Here is a 19,688-nt window from a genome sequence, read left to right on the forward strand (position 1 = left end):
CGTACAACATACTCAAGACGGAGAACGAGATTCTCAAACGAGAGGACGGCGCTTCCTTGAGTGACACCGACGACGTGGTGGAGATCGAGCAGCTCCTGGCCCGTTACGCGGTCGCCATGACCCGCGGTGACGTGGACCGGGTACTCGCCGTCTTCACCCCGGACGGCAGCTACAGCGCCTTCGGCGACACCTACCCGCTCGACGAGTTCCCGGCGCTGATCGCCGCCGCCCCCAAGGGCCTCTTCCTCGTCGGCACGCCCGCGATCGAGCTGGCCGGGGACATCGCCACGGGAACCCAGCCGCTCTGCTTCGTCGAGCACTCCGAGCACGAGACGCGCATCGGCTACTACAACGACACCTACGCCCGCACCCCGGACGGCTGGCGGCTGCGTACCCGGGCCATGACCTTCATCCGTCGCAGCGGCGCCCACGACTCGGGGCGCCCGCACGCGTTCCAGCGCACCCGTTCATGAGGACCGACGAGTTCCGGCAGAGCCTGCGCGCCTGGCTGGACACCCACGACCTGGCCCCGGAGCGGCACGGCCACGGCCTCGATGCACAGGTCGCGCAACTGGCCCGGGTGCGAAGAGTGTTGTGGGAGGCGGGCTGGATGCGGCACGGGTGGCCGCGCGAGGTCGGCGGGCTCGGCGGGCCGAGCGTGCTGCGGGCGGTGCTCGGCGAGGAGGTCGCCGGTCGCGATCTGGCGGAGCCCGGTATCTGGTCGATGGTCGAGGTCCTCGTCCCCACCTTGATCGACTACGCGCCGCCCGCGCTCGCCGCCGAGATGGTGCCGCGGCTGCTGGGCGGCCGGGAGCAGTGGTGCCAGGGCTTCTCCGAGCCCGGCTCGGGCAGCGACCTGGCGTCCCTGTCCACGCGCGCGGTGCGCGACGGTGACACCTGGGTGGTGACCGGCCAGAAGGTGTGGACGAGCCTCGCCCAGTACGCGGCGCGCTGTGTCCTGCTGGCCCGCACCGGCGGCCCCGGGCACGACGGCATCAGCGCCTTCTTCGTCGACATGGACTCCCCCGGCATCACCGTACGGCCGCTGCGCACGATGCACGGCGTCGACGAGTTCGCCGAGGTGTTCCTCGACGACGTACGCGTGCCCGCCGAGCGCCTGCTGGGCGCCCCGGGCGACGGCTGGCGGCTGGCCATGGACCTGCTGCCGCACGAGCGGTCCACCTGCTTCTGGCACCGCGTCGCCCACCTCTACAGCCGCCTCGACCGCCTCCTGGCCCACGGCTGCGAGCCCGACGCCGACGCGCTCGGCGCCGCCTGGCTCGACCTGCACACCGTGCGCTGCCGCTCGGCCGCCACCCAACGGACCCTGGCGCGCGGTGGGCGGCTCGGCCCGGAGGCCTCCGTCGACAAGATCCTCCTCGCCACCGCCGAACAGCGGCTGTTCGACACCGCGCGGGACCTGCTGCCGGGGGCGGTGGAGCTGTCGGAGGACGGCGCGTGGCGCACGGAGTACCTCTACTCGCGGGCCGCGACCATCTACGGCGGCACCGCCGAGATCCAGCGCAACATCGTCGCCCGCCGACTGCTGGGCCTCGGGAAGGAGTGAGGCGAGGTGGACACCACCGAACGCGAACTGCTGGAAGAGGCGCTGCGCAAGACGATGACGACGAGCGCGCCGGGCCGCGAACTCGACGTCGCGCTGGCGGACCTGGGCTGGCCGGAGATGCTGACGCAGGAGCCGGACACCGCTGTCCCGCTGGTCTTCCGGCTGCTCGGGGAGACGGGCGCGCACGCCCCGGTCCTCAATGACGTGCTGCTGCACGCGGCCGGGCGGCCGGTCGGGGGCACGGTCGCGCTGCCGTACGCGGGCGGCTCGTGGGTGGAGTGGGGGCGGGACGAGACGTCGTCCGGCAGTCCCCTGGACAGCGGGCTGCCGCTCGGGCGCGTCGGACCGGGTGAGGCTGTCGCCCTGGCCGCGGGGCGCCGGGCGCTCGGCTGGTGGCTCCTCGGCACCGGACACGCCATGCTGGCGCTCGCCCGCCGACACGTCCTGGACCGGCACCAGTTCGGGCGCCCGCTCGCCTCCTTCCAGGCGCTGCGGCACCGGCTCGCCGAGACGTGCGTGGCCCTGGAGGGAGCCGAGGCGGTCCTCCGAGCCTCCATGGACGACACCGACGACACCGGCGCGCTGCTCGCGAAGGCGGCTGCCGGCCGGGCCGCGCTCACGGCCGCCCGCCACTGCCAGCAGGCGCTCGGCGGCATCGGCTTCACCGCCGAGCACGATCTGCACCGGCACGTCAAGCGGGCCCTGGTGCTGGACGGGCTGCTCGGTTCGGCCCGTCAACTGACCCGCGAGGCGGGCGCACTGCTCCTGCGCGAGGGGCGAGCGCCGCGTCTCGTCGACCTGTGAGGGAGGACGCGTGACCGCGGACCTCTGGAACGACCTGCTCGACTGCCTCGACCTCACGCCCCTCGGCGCGGGCACCTATGAGGGCCGCTCCCAGCGGCTGGAGTACCGCCGGCTGTTCGGCGGCCAGTTCCTCGCCCAGTTCGCCCGGGCCGCCGCTCTCGCCGCCCCCGGCAAGGATCTCAAGTCGCTGCACACGCAGTTCCTGCGCGAGGGCCGCACCGGGGAGCCGGTCCGCTACGAGACCGACGTGCCGCAGCAGGGCCGCACTTTCGCGACCGTACGCCTCACCGCCCGCCAGGAGCAGGGGGTCGTCGCGGTCGCGAGCGCGAGCCTGCACGTGTGGGAGGGGGGACCCGACCGGCAGACGGCGGACCCCGTCCCGGCGGTGCCCGGTCCGGAGCGCACCCTCGAACTCGGCCTGCTGCCCTGGGAGTCGAGAGCGGCGAGCGACCTGGACACCGAGAAGTCGGAGCCGCCCGCCCACGAGCTGTGGACCCGGATCCCGCAGGTGCACCGAGCCCTCGCACCGGCCCTGCTGGCGTACGCCACCGACCTCACGCCGATCGGGACCGCGCTGCGGCCCGTGGAGGGCGTCACGCAGGCGGACGCGGGCCGGGCGTTCACCTCGGCCGTCACCGCGCACACCGTGTGGTTCCACCGCCCGCTCGACACCGGTGACTGGCTGCTGCTGCGCCAGCACAGTCCCCTCGCCGTGCACGGGCGGTGCTTCGGGCGCGGGGACGTGCTGAACCGGGAGGGGGCGTTGGTGGCGTCGTACGCGCAGGAGGCGTTGCTGCGGTTCGCGTGACGACGTGCCCGCACCCCTGTCAGGGTGCGGGCACCTCCAGTACCAGGGCGGAGCCCATCCCGCCTCCGGCGCACATGGACGCCACCCCGACGCCTCCGCCTCTGCGGCGCAGTTCGTGAACGAGGGTGACGATCATGCGGGCGCCCGTGGCGGCCACCGGATGTCCGAGGGAGCAGCCGCTGCCGTTGACGTTCACCGTCTCCGGATCGAGGCCGAGGCGGCGGATCGCCGTGACGGGTACCGACGCGAACGCCTCGTTGATCTCGAACAGGTCCACGTCGGACACCGCCATCCCCGCCCGCTGGAGCGCCTTGGGGATGGCGTGCACCGGCGTGAGCCCGGTCTCGGCCGGGTCCAGCGCGACCGACGCCCATGAGCGGACCGTGGCGAGCGCGGGCAGTCCCAGCCGCTCGTCCGCCACCGCCACGGCCGCCGCCGCGTCGTTCGCCCCGCAGGCGTTGCCCGCGGTGATGGAGAAGCCCTCGATCTCCGGGTGGAGCGGCTTGAGGGCAGCGAGCTTCTCCGCACTGGTGTCGCGGCGCGGGTGCTCGTCGGCCTCGAAGGGCCCGTGCGGGGTGTCGACGGGCACGGTCTCGGCCTTGAAGCGGCCCTCGTCGAGGGCGCGCACGGCGTTGCGGTGCGAGCGCAGGGCCCACGCGTCCATCTCCTCCCGGCTGATCCCGGCCCGCACGGCCGTGTTCCAGCCGACGGTGATCGACATGTCGAGGTTGGGCGCGTCGGGGCGGTCCGGGTGGCTCGGCGGCACCCACTTCCCGGCTCCGCCGAAGGACAGCCTGGGCGCGGTGGACGCGGAGTTGACGCCGCCGGCGAGCACGAGCCGGTCCATGCCGGCCCGGACCGAGGCGGCGGCGGTCTGCACGGCGGACAGCCCTGCCGCGCAGTGCCGGTTCAGGGCGAGTCCGGGTACCTGCGGCAGTCCGGCGGTCAGCGCGGCGTGGCGGGCGACGACTCCGCCGCCGTAGTGCGACTCGGCGAGCACCACGTCGTCGACGAGCCCGGGGTCCAAGCCCTCCGCGACGGCCGTGACGACGCGGTCGGCCAGGTCGTACGCGGTCGTGTCCCGCAGGCTGCCCTTGAAGGCGGTGCCGATCGGGGTGCGCAGGGCGGCGACGAGCACGGCTTCAGACATCGGCGGCCTCTTCCGGTTCGGCGGCTTGGAGTCCGGCTTCTTCGAGTTCGGCTTCTTCGAGTTCGGCGACGAGGGTGCGGCGCAGGAGCTTTCCGGTGGGGGTGCGGGGCAGTTCGGGGCGGAAGACGACGGAGTCCGGGGTCTTGGAGGAGCGCAGGCGCTCCTTGGCGAAGGAGCGGATCTCCTCCGGGTCGCCCGACCCGACCAGGACGGCGACCAGGCGCTGGCCCCACTCCGGGTCGGGCAGCCCGAGGACGGCCGCTTCCCGCACGCCCGGGTGCCGGAGCAGGACGTCCTCGATCTCGGCGGGGGCGATGTTCTCGCCGCCCCGGATGATGGTGTCGTCCGCGCGGCCCTCGATGTACAGGTAGCCGTCGCCGTCGAGCCGTCCCCGGTCGCGGGTGGCGAACCAGCCGCCCGCGTCCAGTCCCCCGGCGCCCTCGTACTCGCCGGAGATCTGTTCCCCCCGTACGAAGACCAGCCCCGTCGCGCCCGGGTCGAGCACCTTGCCGTCCTCGTCCCGGATCTCCACCTCGACGCCCGGCAGCGGCCGTCCCACCGAGCCGAGCCGCCCCCGCACCGCCGGATCGGCGGAGGCCACCGCCCGCCAGTGGTCGTCGGGGCCGAGCACGCAGAGGGAGGAGGAGGTCTCGGTGAGCCCGTAGGCGCCCACGAAACCGGTCTCCGGGAACTGGCGGAGCGCCCGCTCCACGACTGGGCGCGGGCAGCGCGCGCCACCGTAGGCGAGGCTGCGCAGGGTCGGCGCGTCGGCCCTGCCGTCGCCGATCTCGGTGGTGAGCCGGGCGAGCATCGTCGGTACGACCATGGCGTGGGTGATGCTCTCCCGCCGCACCGTCGCCAGCCAGTCCGCCGGGTCGAAGGCGGGCTGGTAGACGACACGGCGGCCCGCGTAGAGGTTCGTCAGCAGGTTCATCAACCCGGCGACGTGGTACGGCGGAAGCGCCACCAGGCTCGCGTCGCTCGCCTCCGCCGAGCCGAAGTCCTGGGTGTTGAAGACGTAGGCGAGCAGGTGGCGGTGGCGCAGCAGGGCCGCCTTGGGGGCGGCGGTGGTGCCGCTGGTGTACAGGACGACGGCGGTGGCGTCGCGGTCGTCCGGGGTGGCCTGCCGCTCGGCTTCGCCGGGCGGGGCGAGGAGCGCGTCCAGATCGTCCGGGTGCAGCACCTCGGCGCCGGGGTGCCGGTCGATCAGCGAGGCCAACTGGACCTCGCCGAGGCGGTAGTTGAGGGGAACGAAGGGCACGCCGGCCAGGGCCGCGCCGAACAGGGCGACGGGGTGGGCGAGGTGGTTCGGGCCCAGGAACAGGACCGCGGAGCGGTCACGGAAGCGGTCGGCCGCGTGGCGCGCGAGGCGCTGGAGCTCGGCCGCGGAGAGCGAGCGCCCGCCCTCGGTGACGGCCGGCCGGTCCCCGGCGGAGGCGGCCATTTCCAGGATCACGGCTATATTCATGAGAACGTCATTCTCCTACACTCAGATCTAGACTCGCAAGAGAGGGGAATGACGGTGCGCATCGAAGGTTCCGCGGCCCTGGTGGTCGGCGGCGCGGGCGGGCTGGGCGAGGCGACGGTACGGCGGCTGCACGCGGCGGGCGCCCGGGTCGTGGTCGCCGACCTCGCCGACGACAAGGGCAAGGCGCTGGAGGCGGAACTGGGCGTGCGGTACGTCCGCACCGACGCCACCGACGAGGGCTCGGTCACGGCGGCGGTCGAGGAGGCCGAGGGCGCGGGCGAGTTCCGTGTCGCGGTGGACTGCCACGGCGGACCGGCGAGCGGTGGACGGCTCGTCGGCAAGGACGGCTCGCCCCTGGACCTCGCCGGATTCCGCACCACCGTCGACATCTATCTGACCGGCGTCTTCAACGTCGTACGCCTGGCCGCGGCGGCCATCGCCCGCACCGCGCCCGCCGGCGAGGACGGCGGTCGGGGCGTGATCGTCACGACCTCGTCCATCGCGGCGTACGAAGGGCAGGTCGGACAGCTGCCGTACGCCGCCGCGAAGGGCGGGGTGAGCGCGATGACGCTGGTCGCCGCTCGCGATCTGTCCCCGCTGGGCATCCGCGTCGTGTCCGTCGCGCCCGGCACGGTCCTCACACCCGCGTACGGGAAGGCCGCGGACCAGCTGGAGGCCTACTGGGGGCCCCAGATACCGCACCCGCGGCGGATGGGACGGCCGGAGGAGTACGCCGCGCTCGTCCAGCACCTCTGCGAGAACGACTACCTCAACGGTGAAGTGGTCCGCCTGGACGGAGCGTTGAGGTTCCCACCGAAGTAGCCCCCCGATCCCCGCACCCCCCACACACACACCAGGAGGCACACCTTGCTTACGAGAAGCCGAGGCCGAACTTGGCGTGTCCTTGTCATCCTTGCGTCCCTGTTGTCGGTGAGCACCTTCCTGCGGCCCGCGCAGGCCGCCTCGACGGACCCCCCTGCGCCGGCCGCCGAGCGGATCCGGGTACGGCACCTGCCGCTTCCCCCGACCGCGCCCTCGGAGAAGGCAGGTTCCTGTACCCCGGCGGTGAACCCGAACCACACGGGCTGCATCTCCGCCGACTGGGCGGACGCCCTCCAGGGCGGCGGCTACCTCCCGGACGGCCGTACGGTCACCGCGCTCGTGACCTTCGCCGGTGCCCCGGCCGCGCCCGACCCGGCGAGCGTCTACAGCGGCCAACAGCTGGTCCTGGTCCGCACGGACGGGACCCGCTTCCCGAACGGTGACGCGTGGAAGTGCCTGACCTGTGGCACGCCCGCCGCCAACAAGCAGGGCATAAACCCGTACACGAGCTACCCGCAGCCCTTCGCGGACGGCAGGCGCGTCCTGTACGGGTCGAACATCCTCGACTGCGGCCCGTACAAGCTCGCCTCGGCCGCCTGCACTCCGGCCCGCGTCCACATCTACCCGATCCGCTGGAACACGAAGACGGACGGTTCGGGCCCGGGCGGCCCGCTCCGCGAACTGCGCCTCCACCCCGACCAGGTGCACATCGGCTTCAACAGCACCTCGGTCACGGCCGGACGCCTCGACCAGTACGGCTACTTCGCCCGCCTGCGCTTCAACCCCGCCCCGGCGACGGGCACTCCGCGGACTCCCCGCTACGACCTGGAGAAGGTCACCCTCCTCTTCGACCCCTCCGTGACCGAGCAGCCGGTGCATGCCGATCCCGGCAACCCGTCGAAGCTCGTGTACGACTCCTCGGTGCCGTCCGTCGGCGAGCTGCGCGGCTTCACCAAGGACGGCAAGGAGGTCATCTACGTCGGGCATCCGGCCGAGTCGTCCAACATGGATCTGTTCGCCGCCGATCTCACCACCGGTCAGGTCCGCCGGATGACGGCCCACCCCGAGTACACGGATCCGGTGGACTCCTCGCCGGACGACCGGTGGATCGTGGCGCTCGACACCCGCGGCTCCGACCGGTCGATGTTCGTCTCCGGCATGACCGGCATCCCGCCGATCACCGACCTGGTGACCACGTCCGCGGTCTCCTCCGTGCGCAACAACGGGCAACGCCGCTTCTTCCAGCCGTACCTGATCGACCGGTACGGCGACCGCGGCTCCTACCAGGGCCAGCAGCTGAACGCGGGCGACACCTCGCCGGGCGGGATCGGCGACCCGAACTGGAACGCGGGCGCCGACCCGCGCTGGTCGCCGGACGGTACGGCCATCACGTACTGGCAGCGGCTGGTCTCCGCGCCTTCCTGCGGCGGCGCCAACCCGCTGCCGTGCCCGCAGTCCACGGAGCCGGGCGGGCGGCGCACCCGGCTGATGGTCGCGGACCTGGTGGACCGGAAGCCGGTGCGCACGCGCCCGGTGAAGCCGGTGTCCGACGAGGTGCCGTGGGGCACGCCGTACACCGCGGGCGACCCGGCTCCGCAGCGGCCGTACCCCGCACAGGGCACCTACTCCCTGCGCGGGAGGGCGTCCGGCAGCGCGACGGTGGACATCGTGTGGGACGACGCGAAGACCGCCGTGAAGACGGTGTCGGTGCGCTACCAGCGGTACTCGGACGACGGCAGGACCTTCCTCAACGGCTCTGAGCGCGTCACGCGCACCGTCAGCAGCACCACCCTGAACACCGTCGACTGGTACTCGGACCTGACGCGGACCACGCGGAGCGGGAAAGTCCTGGCCACCAAGAAGACCGGTGCCGACGGTTTCCATCTGACGATCGACCTCTGGGAGACGGTCTTCCAGGCGACCGGCACGCTCACCACCACGGTCGGCGGACGGACGTACACCCAGCCGGCGAACGGGACCTGAGCTGGTCTGGTAGGAGCCTCCGGTGCCGCCGTACACATAGCCCCTGCAGGACGAGAACGAAGGTGAACCTCTTGTCGATGCCCTAGAAATGGCCCGACACGACGTGATGCGGCACCGGCGTGGTCAGGTCCTTCTCGCTGTCGATCACCGGGCGGTCGTACGGCGGGTCCGCGCGCCGCGGCGGGGCGGCCGACGCGCTCGTGCTCGCGTGCGACGACGCTCCGAGCACGACCGCGGTGCCCGCCGCCGCGTTCCGGGCGAAACGACGTCTCGACCACGTTCCGCGCATCGCCGTCCTGTTCAGGCGGATGAGGGAAGACCGTTCAGGTCATGTCGCCGTGCTCCCCGAGGCGCGGCGGCGGCCCGTACGCCGGCTCGTGCCCGGTGACACGGAACGGGCTGCCGACCAGTCGGTGACCGCCCGCCTCCACCACCGCGTCGGGCGCCTCGGCGAGGGCCTCGGGCAGGGTGCGTACGGCCGCCGCGGGCACCCGCAGCGGGCGCAGGCGGGCCTCCCAGCCGGTCGCCGTGTCCGCGGCGAGCGCCTCCGTCACGGCCGCGACGACCTCGTCGCGGTGAGCCGCGCGCTCGGCCATCGTGGCGTGGCCCTCGATGCCGGCCTCGGCGGCGAAGGAGCGCCAGAAGCCGTCGTGGGTGATGAACAGGGCCAGGTGGCCGTCGGCGGTGGGGAACAGCTGGGCGGGGACGTAGTAGGCGTGCGCGCCGCCGAGCCGGCGTGGGGCCCTGCCGTCGTTGAGCCAGGTGGCGGCGTGGTAGTTGAGCTGGGAGAGCATCACGTCCCGCAGCGAGACCTCGATCTGTCCGCCGCGCCCGGAGAACACCTGCGCGAGCAGACCGAGGGCGGCGGCGAGGCCCGCCGAGTTGTCGGCCGAGGAGTAGCCGGGCAGCAGGGGCGGGCCGTCGGGGTGGCCGGTGAGGGCGGCGACGCCGGTGGCGGCCTGGACGACGTAGTCGAAGGCGGGCTCGTCGCCGGCGGCCATGCCCCAGCCGGTGAGGGCCACGCACACCAGGCGTTCGTTCCACGGCTTCAGCGCCTCGTAGGTGAGGCCGAAGCGGTGGATGGCGGACGGTTTGAGGTTGACCAGGAGGGCGTCCGCGTCCCGCACCAGCTCGTGCAGGCGGTCCTGTCCGGCCGGGGCGGACAGGTCGAGGCGGACCGAGCGCTTGCCCCGGTTGAGGCTGGCGAAGTAGGCGTCGGAGACCTGGCGGGAGAGGTCGCCGCCGGGCGGCTCCACCTTGGTGACCCGCGCGCCGAGGTCGGCGAGCAGCATCGTGGCGTACGGCCCGGCCAGGATGTGGCCGACCTCCAGCACACGCAGCCCCGCGAGGGGGCCCGGCCCGGTCACCGGAATTCCGCGGCGATCGCCGCGACCGCGTCCCGGGTGCGCAGCTTGGAGGCGACGAGTTCGTCGCGTCCGGTGCCGATCGGCAGCAGGCGGACGGACAGGTCGGTGACGCCCGCGTCCGCGAACCGCTTGAAGCGGGCCGCGATGGCCGCCTCGTCGCCGGCCGCGCACAGGTCGCCGACGTCGCGTGCGTCGCCGTACTCCAGCAGGCGCTGGTAGTTGGGGGAGACCTCGGCCTCGCCGAGGATGCGGTTGGCGCGTTCGCGGGCCGCGTCCACCTCGTGCGGGGCGCACAGGCACACCGGGATGCCCGCGACGATCCGGGGTGCCGGACGGCCGGCCGCCTGCGCCGCCTTGGTGATCGTCGGCACGACGTGCTCGGCCACCGACCGCTCGTCCGCCATCCACAGCACGGTCCCGCCCGTCAGCTCCCCGGCGATCCGCAGCATCACCGGGCCGAGGGCGGCCAGCAGGACGGGCAGCGGGGAGACCGGGGTCAGGGTGAGCGGGTTGTGGACGCGGAAGACGTCGTTCTCCACGTCCACCGAACTCGCCCCGCTCAGCGCCTTGTTGAGCACGTCCAGGTAGGCGCGGCTGTACGCGGCGGGTTTCTCGTACGGGATGCCGAGCATGTCGCGCACGATCCAGTGGTGGGAGGCGCCGACGCCGAGCGCGAGCCGCCCGTCCGCCGCCGCGTGCGCGGACATGGCCTGGCGGGCGAGCGCGATCGGGTGCTGGGCGTGCACGGGGACGACCGCGGTGCCCAGCTCGATGCGGGAGGTGGCCCGGCCCATCAGGGTGACGGCGGTCAGGGCGTCGAAGTCCGTGGGTACCTGCGGCACCCACACCGTGTCGAACCCGGCCTCCTCGGCCCACCGGGCGTCGTCGGCCATGCGTGTCGCCTTGTGCGCGGCATCGCCCCGTTCGGGGCCGCTCATCACTCCGACTCGCATGTCATTCCTCCAGGGCGGTCAGGGCGCGGATGTCCGCGACGATGGCGTCCAGCGGTGTACCCGTCGGGAACACGGCGGCGGCTCCGGCCTCGCGCAGCCGTGCCACGTCGCCGGCCGGGATGGTGCCGCCGACGACGACGGGGATGTCGTCGGCGCCGGCGGCGCGCAGGGCCTGGAGTGTCCGGCGGGTGAGGGCCAGATGCGCGCCGGAGAGGATGGACAGGCCGACCAGGGCCACGTCCTCCTGGACGGCGGTGGCGGCGATGTCGTCCACGCGCCGCCGGATGCCGGTGAAGACGACCTCGAACCCGGCGTCCCGCAGTCCGCGGGCTACCAGTTTGGCGCCCCGGTCGTGCCCGTCGAGCCCGGGCTTGGCGACGAGTACGCGGACCGGCGCGGTCATCAGAACACCACCGGCTGCCGGAACTCGCCCCACACCTCGCGCAGGGCGCCGGCCGTCTCGCCGACCGTGCAGTAGGCGTTGGCGCAGGCGATGAGGGGCTCCATCAGGTTGGTGTCTCCTTCGGCGGCGCGTCGCAGGTCGGCGAGGCGGGCGCGGACAGCGGCGGCGCCGCGCTCGGCCTTGACCCGCGCGAGCCGCTTGAGCTGCCGTTCGCGGCCCTCCGCATCGAGTTCGTAGGTGGCGAGGCCGGGCGGGGGCTCGTCGGCGGTGAACCGGTTGACGCCGACGACCGGCCGCTCACCGGAGTCGGTCTCCTGGTGCAGCCGCCACGCCTCGTCGGCGATGAGCCCCTGCAGATAGCCGTCCTCGATGCAGCGGACCATGCCGCCGTGCGCCTCCAGGTCGGCCATGATCTCCACGATGCGTTCCTCGGTGGCGTCGGTGAGCGCCTCCACGAAGTAGGAGCCGCCCAGCGGGTCGGCGACCCGGGCCACGCCCGTCTCGTGCGCGAGGATCTGCTGGGTGCGCAGGGCGAGGGTGGCGGACTCCTCGCTGGGCAGCGCGAACGGCTCGTCCCAGGCGGCGGTGAACATCGACTGCACCCCGCCCAGCACGGACGCGAGCGCCTCGTAGGCCACGCGCACGGTGTTGTTGCGGGCCTGCGGCGCGTACAGCGAGGCCCCGCCGGCCACGCACCCGAAGCGGAACATGCACGCCCGGTCGGTCCGCGCGCCGAAGCGTTCGCGCACGAGGGTGGCCCAACGCCTGCGGCCCGCACGGTACTTGGCGACCTCCTCGAAGAAATCGCCGTGCGTGTAGAAGAAGAAGGAGATCTGCGGGGCGAACTCGTCGATGGTCATCCGGCCGCGTTCGAGGACGGTCTCGCAGTACGTCACCCCGTCGGCGAGCGTGAACGCCATCTCCTGTACGGCGTTGGCGCCCGCGTCCCGGAAGTGCGCCCCGGCGACGGAGATCGCGTTGAAGCGGGGCACCTCGGCCGCGCAGAACTCGATGGTGTCCGCGATGAGCCGCAGCGACGGCTCGGGCGGCCAGATCCAGGTGCCGCGCGAGGCGTACTCCTTGAGGATGTCGTTCTGGATGGTGCCGGTGAGCTTGGCGCGCGGGATGCCGCGTCTCTCGGCGGCGGCGACGTAGAAGGCGAGCAGGATCGCCGCCGTGCCGTTGATGGTGAAGCTGGTGCTGATCCGGTCCAGCGGGATCGTGTCGAAGAGGATCTCGGCGTCGGCGAGGGTGTCGAGCGCGACGCCGACGCGGCCGACCTCGTCGGCGTACTCCGGGTCGTCGGAGTCGTACCCGCACTGGGTGGGCAGGTCCAGCGCCACCGACAGGCCGGTGCCGCCCTGGTCGAGGAGGTAGCGGTAGCGGCGGTTGGACTCCTCGGGGGTGCCGAAGCCGGAGTACTGGCGCAGGGTCCAGGTGCGGCCCCGGTAACCGGTGGGGTAGTTGCCGCGTGTGAAGGGGAAGGTGCCGGGGGCGGGCGGTTCGGTGCGGCGGTCGGGCGGGCCGTAGACCGGCTTGAGGGGGATTCCGGAGGCGGTGCGGGCGTCGTCGGTCATGACAGTTGGTCCTTCATCACCTTGCCGGTGGCGTTCAGCGGCAGCTCGGAGCGGAACTCGACGTACCGGGGCACCTTGAACCCGGCCATCCGCTCCTTCGCCCAGGCGATCAGCTCCGCCTCCGTGACCCGGCCGCGCGGGACGACGTACGCCTTGCCGACCTGTCCCATCCGCGCGTCGGCCACTCCGATCACGGCGGCCTGGGCGACAGCCGGGTGCTTGAGCAGGAAGCCCTCGATCTCGGCTGGGTAGGCGTTGAAGCCGCCGACGATGAACATGTCCTTCTTGCGTCCGACGATCCTCAACCGCCCTTCGTCGTCCAGTTCCCCCAGGTCGCCGGTGCGCAGCCAGCCGTCCTCGTCGATGGCTTCCGCGGTGGCCTTCTGATCGTCGAGATAGCCGCGCATGACGGAGTAGCCGCGCACCAGCACCTCCTTGTCGTCGGCGACGCTCACCTCGAAGCCCTCGCAGGGCCGGCCGACGGTGGTGGCGACGGCCTCGTACGGGTCGTCCGGGCGGGAGGCGGTGACGGTGCCGGCCTCGGTGAGGCCGTAGCCCGTCATGAGGTGGCTGAAGGGCAGTTCGGTGGTGATGCGGCGGACCAGCTCGACCTGGATGTCGGCCGCGCCGGTCACCGCGACCCGCAGGGAGGACAGGTCCCGGCCGCCGCCCGCCTCCAGCAGCGCGTGGTAGAGGGTCGGCGGGCCGGGCAGGACCGTCACGCGTTCCCGCTCCACCAGTTCCAGGACCCGGTCCACGTCGAAGACGGCGACGGGAAGCACCGCCGCGCCGCGGATCAGCGAGGCGACGAGTCCGGCCTTGTAGCCGAAGATGTGGAAGAACGGGTTGACGATCAGATACCGGTCGCCCTGCCGGAGCCCCGCGAGCTCGCACCACTCGGCGTACAGGCGCAGAGTCTGGCCGTGGGTGGTCATCACGCCCTTGGGGCGGCCCGTCGTGCCGGACGTGAAGATGATGTCGGCCAGGTCGTCCTCGCCGGCCTTCCGCTCCAGCGGCTCGCCCGAGGCGAGGAACCCGTCCTTCTTGAGGTCGATGACGGGCACGCCGGGCGGGCCGGTGAACTCCCGGTCCAGGAAGCCGTTCTGGACGCAGAGCGCCTTCGCGCCACTGCGTACGACGATGTCGTGCGCCTCCTCGTCACGGAACCGCGTGTTCACCGGAACGAGCACGCCGCCCGCCGTGAGCAGCCCGAACGCGGCGACGATCCACTCGGCCGAGTTGGGCGCCCACACCGCGACCCGGTCGCCCGGCCCGACGCCCGCCGCGGCGAACGCCCCCGCGGTCCGCCGGACCCGGTCGGCCAGGTCGGCGAAGGTCAGCCGCAGGTCGCCGTCGACCACGGCCTCCGCGTCCCCGAACCGGTCGGCGGCGCTCCGCACCAGCTCGGGGATGGTCCGGGCGCCGGTCATGCGTCGATCAGCCGGGCCAGGTTGCCGCCCATGACCTTGGCCTTGTCCTCCTCGCTGAGCTTCACGAGGTGGTCGACGTAGGTGATGGGGTCGGCGAGGCCCTCGGGGTGCGGGTAGTCGGAGCCGAACAGGACGCGCTCGATGCCGATCATGTCGCCGAGCTGGGCCATGTCCTCCTCCCAGAACGGGCTGATGTGGATGTTCCGCTTGAAGACCTGGACCGGGTCCTCCTGGAACTCGTGCGGCATCTTCTTGTACACGTCGGCGAGCCGGTTCAGCACCGGCTCCACCCAGGAGGCGCCGTTCTCGATGACGGCGACCTTCAGCTCGGGGAAGCGGGACAGCGCGCCGTGGCAGATCAGCGAGGACACCGCGTCCTCGATCGGCCGCCACTCGTTGACCTGCCGGAACGCGTTCGGCTTGAACGGCAGGAACTCGCGCCTGTTGCCCTCCCAGTCGTTGGCGTAGTTCGCGTAGCCGCTGTCGGAGGAGTGGAAGGCGACCAGGACGCCGGTCTCGACGACCCGCTTCCAGAACGGGTCGAACTCCGGCAGGGCGAAGGAGCGGGTGCCGCCGAAACCGGGCACGGGCGCGGGGCGGACCAGAATGGCCCGCGCTCCGCGCTCCACGACCCGGTTCAGCTCCTCGATCGCCTTCTCGACGATCGGCAGGGTGATGACGGGGACGGTGAAGATGCGGTCCTTGTAGGCGAAGCCCCAGGTCTCGTGCAGCCACTCGTTGAGGGCGTGGATGACCGCGTGGATCAGCTCCGGGTCGTCCTTCATGCGCTCCTCGATGAGGCTCGCCAGCGTCGGGAACATCAGGCTGCGCTGGATGCCGAGTTCGTCCATCAGCGCAAGGCGCGGGGCCGGTTCGCGGAAGGCGGGGACGGAGCGCATCGGTTCGCCGAAGATCTCCCGGCGGGTCTTGCCGTTGGGGTTGCCGACCTTGAAGTACTCCTCCATGGCGCCGGGGCGGGCCACCACGTCGAAGGTCGGGTTCGGGATGTACTCGCTGATCTGCCCGCGGATCGCGATCTTGGTACGGCCGCGGACGTTCACGTACTCGATGGCCCCGTCGTACTCCTTCGGGAGGTATCTGGTGAGCGCTTCCTGGGTCTCGTAGAGGTGGTTGTCCGCGTCGAACAGCGGATACGCGAGTGCGCGAGAGGGCATGAGATCCTCCTTCACCGATTGGGAGAATCGTATTCTCAGTTGGAGGGAGTGGCAATGCGACCGCGGAGGACGAACTTCTTGACCTTGCCGCTCGGGGTGCGCGGGAAGTCGTCGACCGCGTGCACCTGCTCCGGCCATTTCTGCCGGGCCAGTCCCGCCCGTTCGAGGTGCAGCCGCATCTCCGCCAGGACCGGGACGGTCCAGCCGGGCAGCATGCGCAGTACGGCCGCGGCGCGCTCGCCCAGGCGCGGGTCCGGCACGCCGACCACGGCCGCCTCCGCCACTCCGGGCAGGGAGAGCAGGACCTCCTCCACCTCCAGGGCACTGATGTTCTCGCCGCCGCGGATGATGACGTCGGCCTTGCGGTCGGTGATGGTCAGCCAGCCGTCGGCGTCCAGGGCGCCGATGTCGCCGGTGCGGTACCAGCCGTCGGCGTCGAAGACGGCCGCGGTGAGGTCCGGGTCGGTGTACCCGAGGCACAGGTCGGGGCCGCGGGTGAGGATCTCACCGTCCTCGGCGAGTCTCACCTCGACGCCGGGCAGCGGGAGTCCGTCGGTGTGCAGGCGCTTGGCGGCGGGGCCGTCGTAGGGGGTGCAGGTGACCGAGGGGTGCTCGGTGGAACCGTAGGCGCGGAAGACGGTGATGCCGAGGGACTCCAGCCGTGTCGTCACGGCGGAGGGCACGGCCGCGCCGCCCAGGCCGGCGTACTTCAGGTGCGCCATGTGCTCGGGCGTGCAGTCGGGGTGGTCGAGCAGGCTCGTCATGTAGTAGGTCGCCCCGCCGCCCACGGTCAGGCCCTCGGAGCGCATGAGCGCGAGGGCCCGGGCGGGGTTCCAGGTGTCGCCGAGGTTGACCGGGGAGCCGTCGAGCACCGGGATGAGGAAGGCGTTCACCATGCCGATGAAGTGGCCGATCGGCGCGACGGTGAACTGCCGTCCCCGGTCCGGCGGATAGCTCGCCGCCAGCTGGCGGGTCTCGTAGCCGAGGGTCTGGTGGCTGTGCACCACGCCCTTGGGGTCGCGGGTGGTGCCGGAGGTGAAGGCGATCAGGGCGGGCGCCGCGGGGTCGGCCGGGAGCACGCCGGGCATCGGCTCGTCGGCGAGCAGCGCGTCGAAGTCGCGGCCGACGACGCCGACGACGGGCACGTCGGCACACAGGTCGGCCTGGAACTCCGTCCGGCCGAAGCGCTCGGCGGCGAAGAACGTCTTGGGGCGTGCGGCCCGGAGGATGTAGCGGACCTCTTTGGGCCCGTAGAAGTGGACGACCGGGACGACGACGGCGCCGAGGAAGGCCGAGGCCCAGAACACGGCGGCCGCCTCCATCCAGTTGGGCAGTTGCATGACCACCACGTCACCGGGCCCGACCCCGCGCGCCCGGAGGCCGGCGGCCAGCCGCCGCGCCACCCGCTCCACCTCGGCGAAGGTCCCCGACCAGGGCCGCACCTCGGAGTGCACGCGGAACTCCACGCCTCCCGCCCTGCTCAGCCCGTTCGCCAGCATCTCGCCGAGGGTCTCGCGGGTCCACCAGCCCTCGGCCTCGTAGCGCGCGGCCAGTTCGGGCGGAAGCGGCCGCAGGGCTCCGGGGGGAATGGTCGACATGTCGGAGGCTCCTCCCCGCCGTTGGAGAATTGCACTCTCCCATAGAGAGAAGGTAAGTTCCATGCATGGCACGGGACCACGGCTTCCATCCGGTACGGATCATTCGGATCGTCGACGAGACGCCGGACACGCGCACCTTCGCCCTCGACGTGCGGTTCCCCTATCGGGCCGGGCAGTTCCTGACCTTCAAGGTGTCCGGGACGCTGCGCAGCTACTCGATGTCGTCCTCGCCCGACACCGACAGCGAGGTGTGCGTGACGGTGAAGCGGGTGCCGGGCGGGCTGGTCTCCGGCTGGATGCACGATCGGCTGCGGCCGGGCGACACCCTCCAGGCCACCCGGCCGAGCGGTTCCTTCTGCCTGCGTGCGGACGCGGCGGACCGGCCACTGGTGGCGTACGCCGGAGGAAGCGGGATCACGCCAGTGTTCTCGCTGGTCAAGAGCACTCTGGCGACGACGTCGCGCACCGTCCGGCTGCTGACAGCACATCAGAGCGCGAGCTCGGCCATCTTCCGCGAGGCGCTGGACGCGCTCGCCGCACGCCATCCCGGCCGGCTCGACGTACGCCATCACCTCGACGACCGGGACGGACTGGTCACCGCGGACGAGATACGGGCCCTCGCCGACGCGCAGGCGGACTTCTACGTCTGCGGCCCTGAGCCGTTCATGGCACTGGTGGAGAACACGCTGGTCGCACACGGGGTGGCACCGGAACAGATCCTCGTCGAGCGGTTCACGCCGGCGCCGCCCGAGGAGGCACCCGCCGCACCCGCCGCAGGCACCGTCACCGTCGAGCTGCGCGGCGATCGCCGTACCGTGCCGCAGCGCTCGGGCGAGACGCTGCTGCAGAGCGCCCGCCGGGCCGGCTTCACCCCGCCCTTCTCCTGCGAGTCCGGGGACTGCGCCACGTGCATGGCACGGCTGACGAACGGCGAGGCCAAGATGCGGGTGAACAACGCGCTCGAACCCGACGAGGTCACCGAGGGCTGGGTGCTCACCTGCCAGGCCGAGCCCACCACACCCGACGTGACCGTGGTGTACGACGACTGACGAAGGGCCCGTACATGGTTGAGCTGGAGCTTCAGGACGGCCTGGCCGTCGTCACCATCGACCGCCCGCACGCCCGCAACGCCATCGACCCGGCGACCATGGGCGAGCTGGAGAAGGCCCTGGACGCCGCCGAGGGCGCGACGGCGCTGGCCCTGACCGGGGCGGGCGAGAAGGCGTTCGTCTCCGGCGGGGACCTCAAGGAGCTGGCGCGGCTGCGGACCGAGCGGGAGGCGTCCGACATGGCGCTGCGGATGCGGGCGCTGTGCGACCGGATCGCCGCCTTCCCCGGCCCGGTACTGGCCGCGCTCAACGGGCACGCGCTGGGCGGCGGGGCGGAGGTCGCGGTCGCCGCGGACATCCGCGTCGCCGCCGAGGACATCCGTATCGGCTTCAACCAGACGAAGCTGGCCATCGTGCCCGCCTGGGGCGGGGCCGAGCGGCTGGCCCGGCTGGTGGGGCCCGGGCGGGCGCTGCTGCTGGCCGGCACCGGCCGGGTGCTCGACGCCCGGGAGGCCGAGCGGGTGGGTCTGGTGGACCTGGTGCTGCCCCGCGCCGGGTTCCGGGACGGCTGGCGCGAGGTGGCCCGCGGCCTCGCCACCGCGCAGGCCCGCGAGATCAAGCACCTCACCACCGGGACCCGCGCGCCCCGCGAGGCCGCCGCGGCCTTCGCCCGGCTGTGGGTGTCCGAGGACCACTGGCAGGCGGCGGAGAAGGTGATGTCCCGTGGCAAGTGAAGTACGCGTCGAGGAAGGCCCGTTCGGGCCGGAGGTCCTCCCGGACGACGGCGCCGTGGAGCAGACGGTGCTGTACCTGCACGGAGACCCGCGGCTCGCGGGCACCCCGCAGGACGTCCTGCCGACCGCCCGCGAACTGACCCGGCTCACCGGGCACGCGGTCGTCTGCGCCCGTTACCGCCCGCGCTTCCCCGAGGCGCTCGACGACGTGTACGCCGCCTGGGAGCACTGCCACGGCCGGGGCCCGGTGGCCGTGGCCGGCAAGCGCCTCGGCGGTGCCCTGGCCGCCGGCCTGCTGCTGCGCCTGCGCGACGAGGACGCGGCACCGCCCTCCTGCGCGGTGCTGTGCTCACCGGTGCTGGACTTCACGCTGGACGCGCCGAGCCTGCTGCTCAACGCGGCCGCCGACCGCACGGTGGACGCCGAGACCCTGCGGATCCGGGCGGCGGCGTACGCGGGAACCGTCTCACGCGGTCACCCGCTGCTCAGCCCGCTGCACGGCAACCTGCACGGTCTGCCTCCGCTCCAGCTCCACGCGGCCGGTACGGAGGTACTGCTGGACGACACGCTGTCCTTCGCGACGCGGGCGGCGCACTCGGGCGTGGCGGTGGACGCGCGGATCTACGAGGACGCGTCGGCTCAGGGGCTCAGGCAGTTGGCGGCGATGGCGGAGTTCCTGCGCGCCTGGTGCCCGAGCGAGCTGGCGGGGTCCCCTCGGGGATGACCTCCCCTGCCCGCCCTCACGAACAGCGGACGCCCCCCGGTCGGGGGGCGTCGGCGTATCAGGATCCCGTCACGCA

The 19,688-nt window shown here is 72.6% G+C and carries 19 protein-coding genes; 9 read left to right on the forward strand and 10 right to left on the reverse strand.

The window, feature by feature from the left end; translation table 11 throughout:
• The first annotated feature begins 56 nt into the window (after nt 1-56).
• Genes ABZ078_RS16050 through ABZ078_RS16065 form a run of 4 tightly spaced genes read left to right on the forward strand, consistent with a single transcriptional unit; the run spans nt 57 to nt 3,179 of the window.
• Nucleotides 57-473 (forward strand): nuclear transport factor 2 family protein, encoded by a 417-nt coding sequence (locus tag ABZ078_RS16050; RefSeq protein WP_356575634.1) that lies wholly within the window; start codon nt 57-59, stop codon nt 471-473.
• Entirely contained in the window at nt 470-1,567 is a 1,098-nt protein-coding gene (locus tag ABZ078_RS16055; RefSeq protein WP_356575636.1) for an acyl-CoA dehydrogenase family protein, read from the forward strand. Before ABZ078_RS16050 ends, ABZ078_RS16055 begins: the two co-directional genes overlap by 4 nt.
• A gap of 6 nt (nt 1,568-1,573) precedes the next feature.
• Nucleotides 1,574-2,371, forward strand: a complete 798-nt coding sequence (locus ABZ078_RS16060; protein WP_356575638.1) for an acyl-CoA dehydrogenase family protein — start codon at nt 1,574-1,576, stop codon at nt 2,369-2,371.
• 10 nt (nt 2,372-2,381) lie between these two features.
• Nucleotides 2,382-3,179: an acyl-CoA thioesterase domain-containing protein gene (locus tag ABZ078_RS16065; RefSeq protein ID WP_356575640.1), complete on the forward strand. Its 798-nt coding sequence runs from the start codon at nt 2,382-2,384 to the stop codon at nt 3,177-3,179.
• Between the two features lie 19 nt (nt 3,180-3,198).
• Here ABZ078_RS16065 and ABZ078_RS16070 read toward each other — a convergent pair whose 3' ends face one another.
• Together ABZ078_RS16070 and ABZ078_RS16075 are read right to left on the reverse strand one after the other, a co-directional pair.
• Entirely contained in the window at nt 3,199-4,329 is a 1,131-nt protein-coding gene (locus tag ABZ078_RS16070; RefSeq protein ID WP_356575642.1) for a thiolase family protein, read from the reverse strand.
• A complete protein-coding gene (locus tag ABZ078_RS16075; RefSeq protein WP_356575644.1) occupies nt 4,322-5,797 on the reverse strand; it encodes an AMP-binding protein in 1,476 nt (491 codons plus the stop codon). Before ABZ078_RS16075 ends, ABZ078_RS16070 begins: the two co-directional genes overlap by 8 nt.
• Nucleotides 5,798-5,851: 54 nt before the next feature.
• Between ABZ078_RS16075 and ABZ078_RS16080 the strand changes: the two genes are divergently transcribed.
• Nucleotides 5,852-6,619: an SDR family oxidoreductase gene (locus ABZ078_RS16080; protein WP_356575645.1), complete on the forward strand. Its 768-nt coding sequence runs from the start codon at nt 5,852-5,854 to the stop codon at nt 6,617-6,619.
• Between the two features lie 108 nt (nt 6,620-6,727).
• Nucleotides 6,728-8,602 carry a hypothetical protein gene (locus tag ABZ078_RS16085; protein WP_356575647.1) on the forward strand — a complete coding sequence of 625 codons (1,875 nt, stop codon included), beginning with the start codon at nt 6,728-6,730 and terminating at the stop codon, nt 8,600-8,602.
• A gap of 82 nt (nt 8,603-8,684) precedes the next feature.
• On the opposite strand, the gene ABZ078_RS16090 is transcribed toward ABZ078_RS16085, so the two are convergent.
• Genes ABZ078_RS16090 through ABZ078_RS16125 form a run of 8 tightly spaced genes read right to left on the reverse strand, consistent with a single transcriptional unit; the run spans nt 8,685 to nt 17,105 of the window.
• A complete protein-coding gene (locus ABZ078_RS16090) occupies nt 8,685-8,891 on the reverse strand; it encodes a hypothetical protein (RefSeq protein ID WP_356575648.1) in 207 nt (68 codons plus the stop codon).
• Between the two features lie 34 nt (nt 8,892-8,925).
• Nucleotides 8,926-9,969: a CoA transferase gene (locus ABZ078_RS16095; protein WP_356575650.1), complete on the reverse strand. Its 1,044-nt coding sequence runs from the start codon at nt 9,967-9,969 to the stop codon at nt 8,926-8,928.
• Nucleotides 9,966-10,922, reverse strand: coding sequence for a TIGR03564 family F420-dependent LLM class oxidoreductase (locus ABZ078_RS16100; protein WP_356575652.1), 957 nt, complete (start codon nt 10,920-10,922; stop codon nt 9,966-9,968). The genes ABZ078_RS16095 and ABZ078_RS16100 overlap by 4 nt, the downstream gene beginning before the upstream one ends.
• 1 nt (nt 10,923) lies before the next feature.
• On the reverse strand, nt 10,924-11,325 hold the full coding sequence (locus ABZ078_RS16105; RefSeq protein ID WP_356575653.1) for a cobalamin B12-binding domain-containing protein: 402 nt from the start codon (nt 11,323-11,325) through the stop codon (nt 10,924-10,926).
• Nucleotides 11,325-12,902 carry a methylmalonyl-CoA mutase family protein gene (locus ABZ078_RS16110; RefSeq protein WP_356575655.1) on the reverse strand — a complete coding sequence of 526 codons (1,578 nt, stop codon included), beginning with the start codon at nt 12,900-12,902 and terminating at the stop codon, nt 11,325-11,327. Before ABZ078_RS16110 ends, ABZ078_RS16105 begins: the two co-directional genes overlap by 1 nt.
• A complete protein-coding gene (locus ABZ078_RS16115; protein WP_356575657.1) occupies nt 12,899-14,332 on the reverse strand; it encodes a FadD3 family acyl-CoA ligase in 1,434 nt (477 codons plus the stop codon). Before ABZ078_RS16115 ends, ABZ078_RS16110 begins: the two co-directional genes overlap by 4 nt.
• A complete protein-coding gene (locus tag ABZ078_RS16120) occupies nt 14,329-15,507 on the reverse strand; it encodes an amidohydrolase family protein (protein WP_356575659.1) in 1,179 nt (392 codons plus the stop codon). The genes ABZ078_RS16115 and ABZ078_RS16120 overlap by 4 nt, the downstream gene beginning before the upstream one ends.
• 35 nt (nt 15,508-15,542) lie before the next feature.
• The gene (locus ABZ078_RS16125; protein ID WP_356575661.1) at nt 15,543-17,105 is read right to left on the reverse strand and encodes an AMP-binding protein; all 1,563 of its coding nucleotides are present in this window, start codon (nt 17,103-17,105) and stop codon (nt 15,543-15,545) included.
• 65 nt (nt 17,106-17,170) lie between these two features.
• Between ABZ078_RS16125 and ABZ078_RS16130 the strand changes: the two genes are divergently transcribed.
• From ABZ078_RS16130 to ABZ078_RS16140, 3 genes are read left to right on the forward strand one after another with little or no spacing between them, the layout of a single operon-like run.
• Nucleotides 17,171-18,154 (forward strand): ferredoxin--NADP reductase, encoded by a 984-nt coding sequence (locus tag ABZ078_RS16130; protein WP_356575663.1) that lies wholly within the window; start codon nt 17,171-17,173, stop codon nt 18,152-18,154.
• 14 nt (nt 18,155-18,168) lie between these two features.
• On the forward strand, nt 18,169-18,888 hold the full coding sequence (locus tag ABZ078_RS16135) for an enoyl-CoA hydratase/isomerase family protein (RefSeq protein WP_356575665.1): 720 nt from the start codon (nt 18,169-18,171) through the stop codon (nt 18,886-18,888).
• The gene (locus ABZ078_RS16140) at nt 18,878-19,612 is read left to right on the forward strand and encodes an alpha/beta hydrolase fold domain-containing protein (RefSeq protein WP_356575667.1); all 735 of its coding nucleotides are present in this window, start codon (nt 18,878-18,880) and stop codon (nt 19,610-19,612) included. The genes ABZ078_RS16135 and ABZ078_RS16140 overlap by 11 nt, the downstream gene beginning before the upstream one ends.
• Nucleotides 19,613-19,688 lie beyond the last annotated feature (76 nt).

Origin of the sequence: Streptomyces sp. NPDC006385, from assembly GCF_040612485.1 — a bacterium.
Lineage (GTDB): Bacteria > Actinomycetota > Actinomycetes > Streptomycetales > Streptomycetaceae > Streptomyces.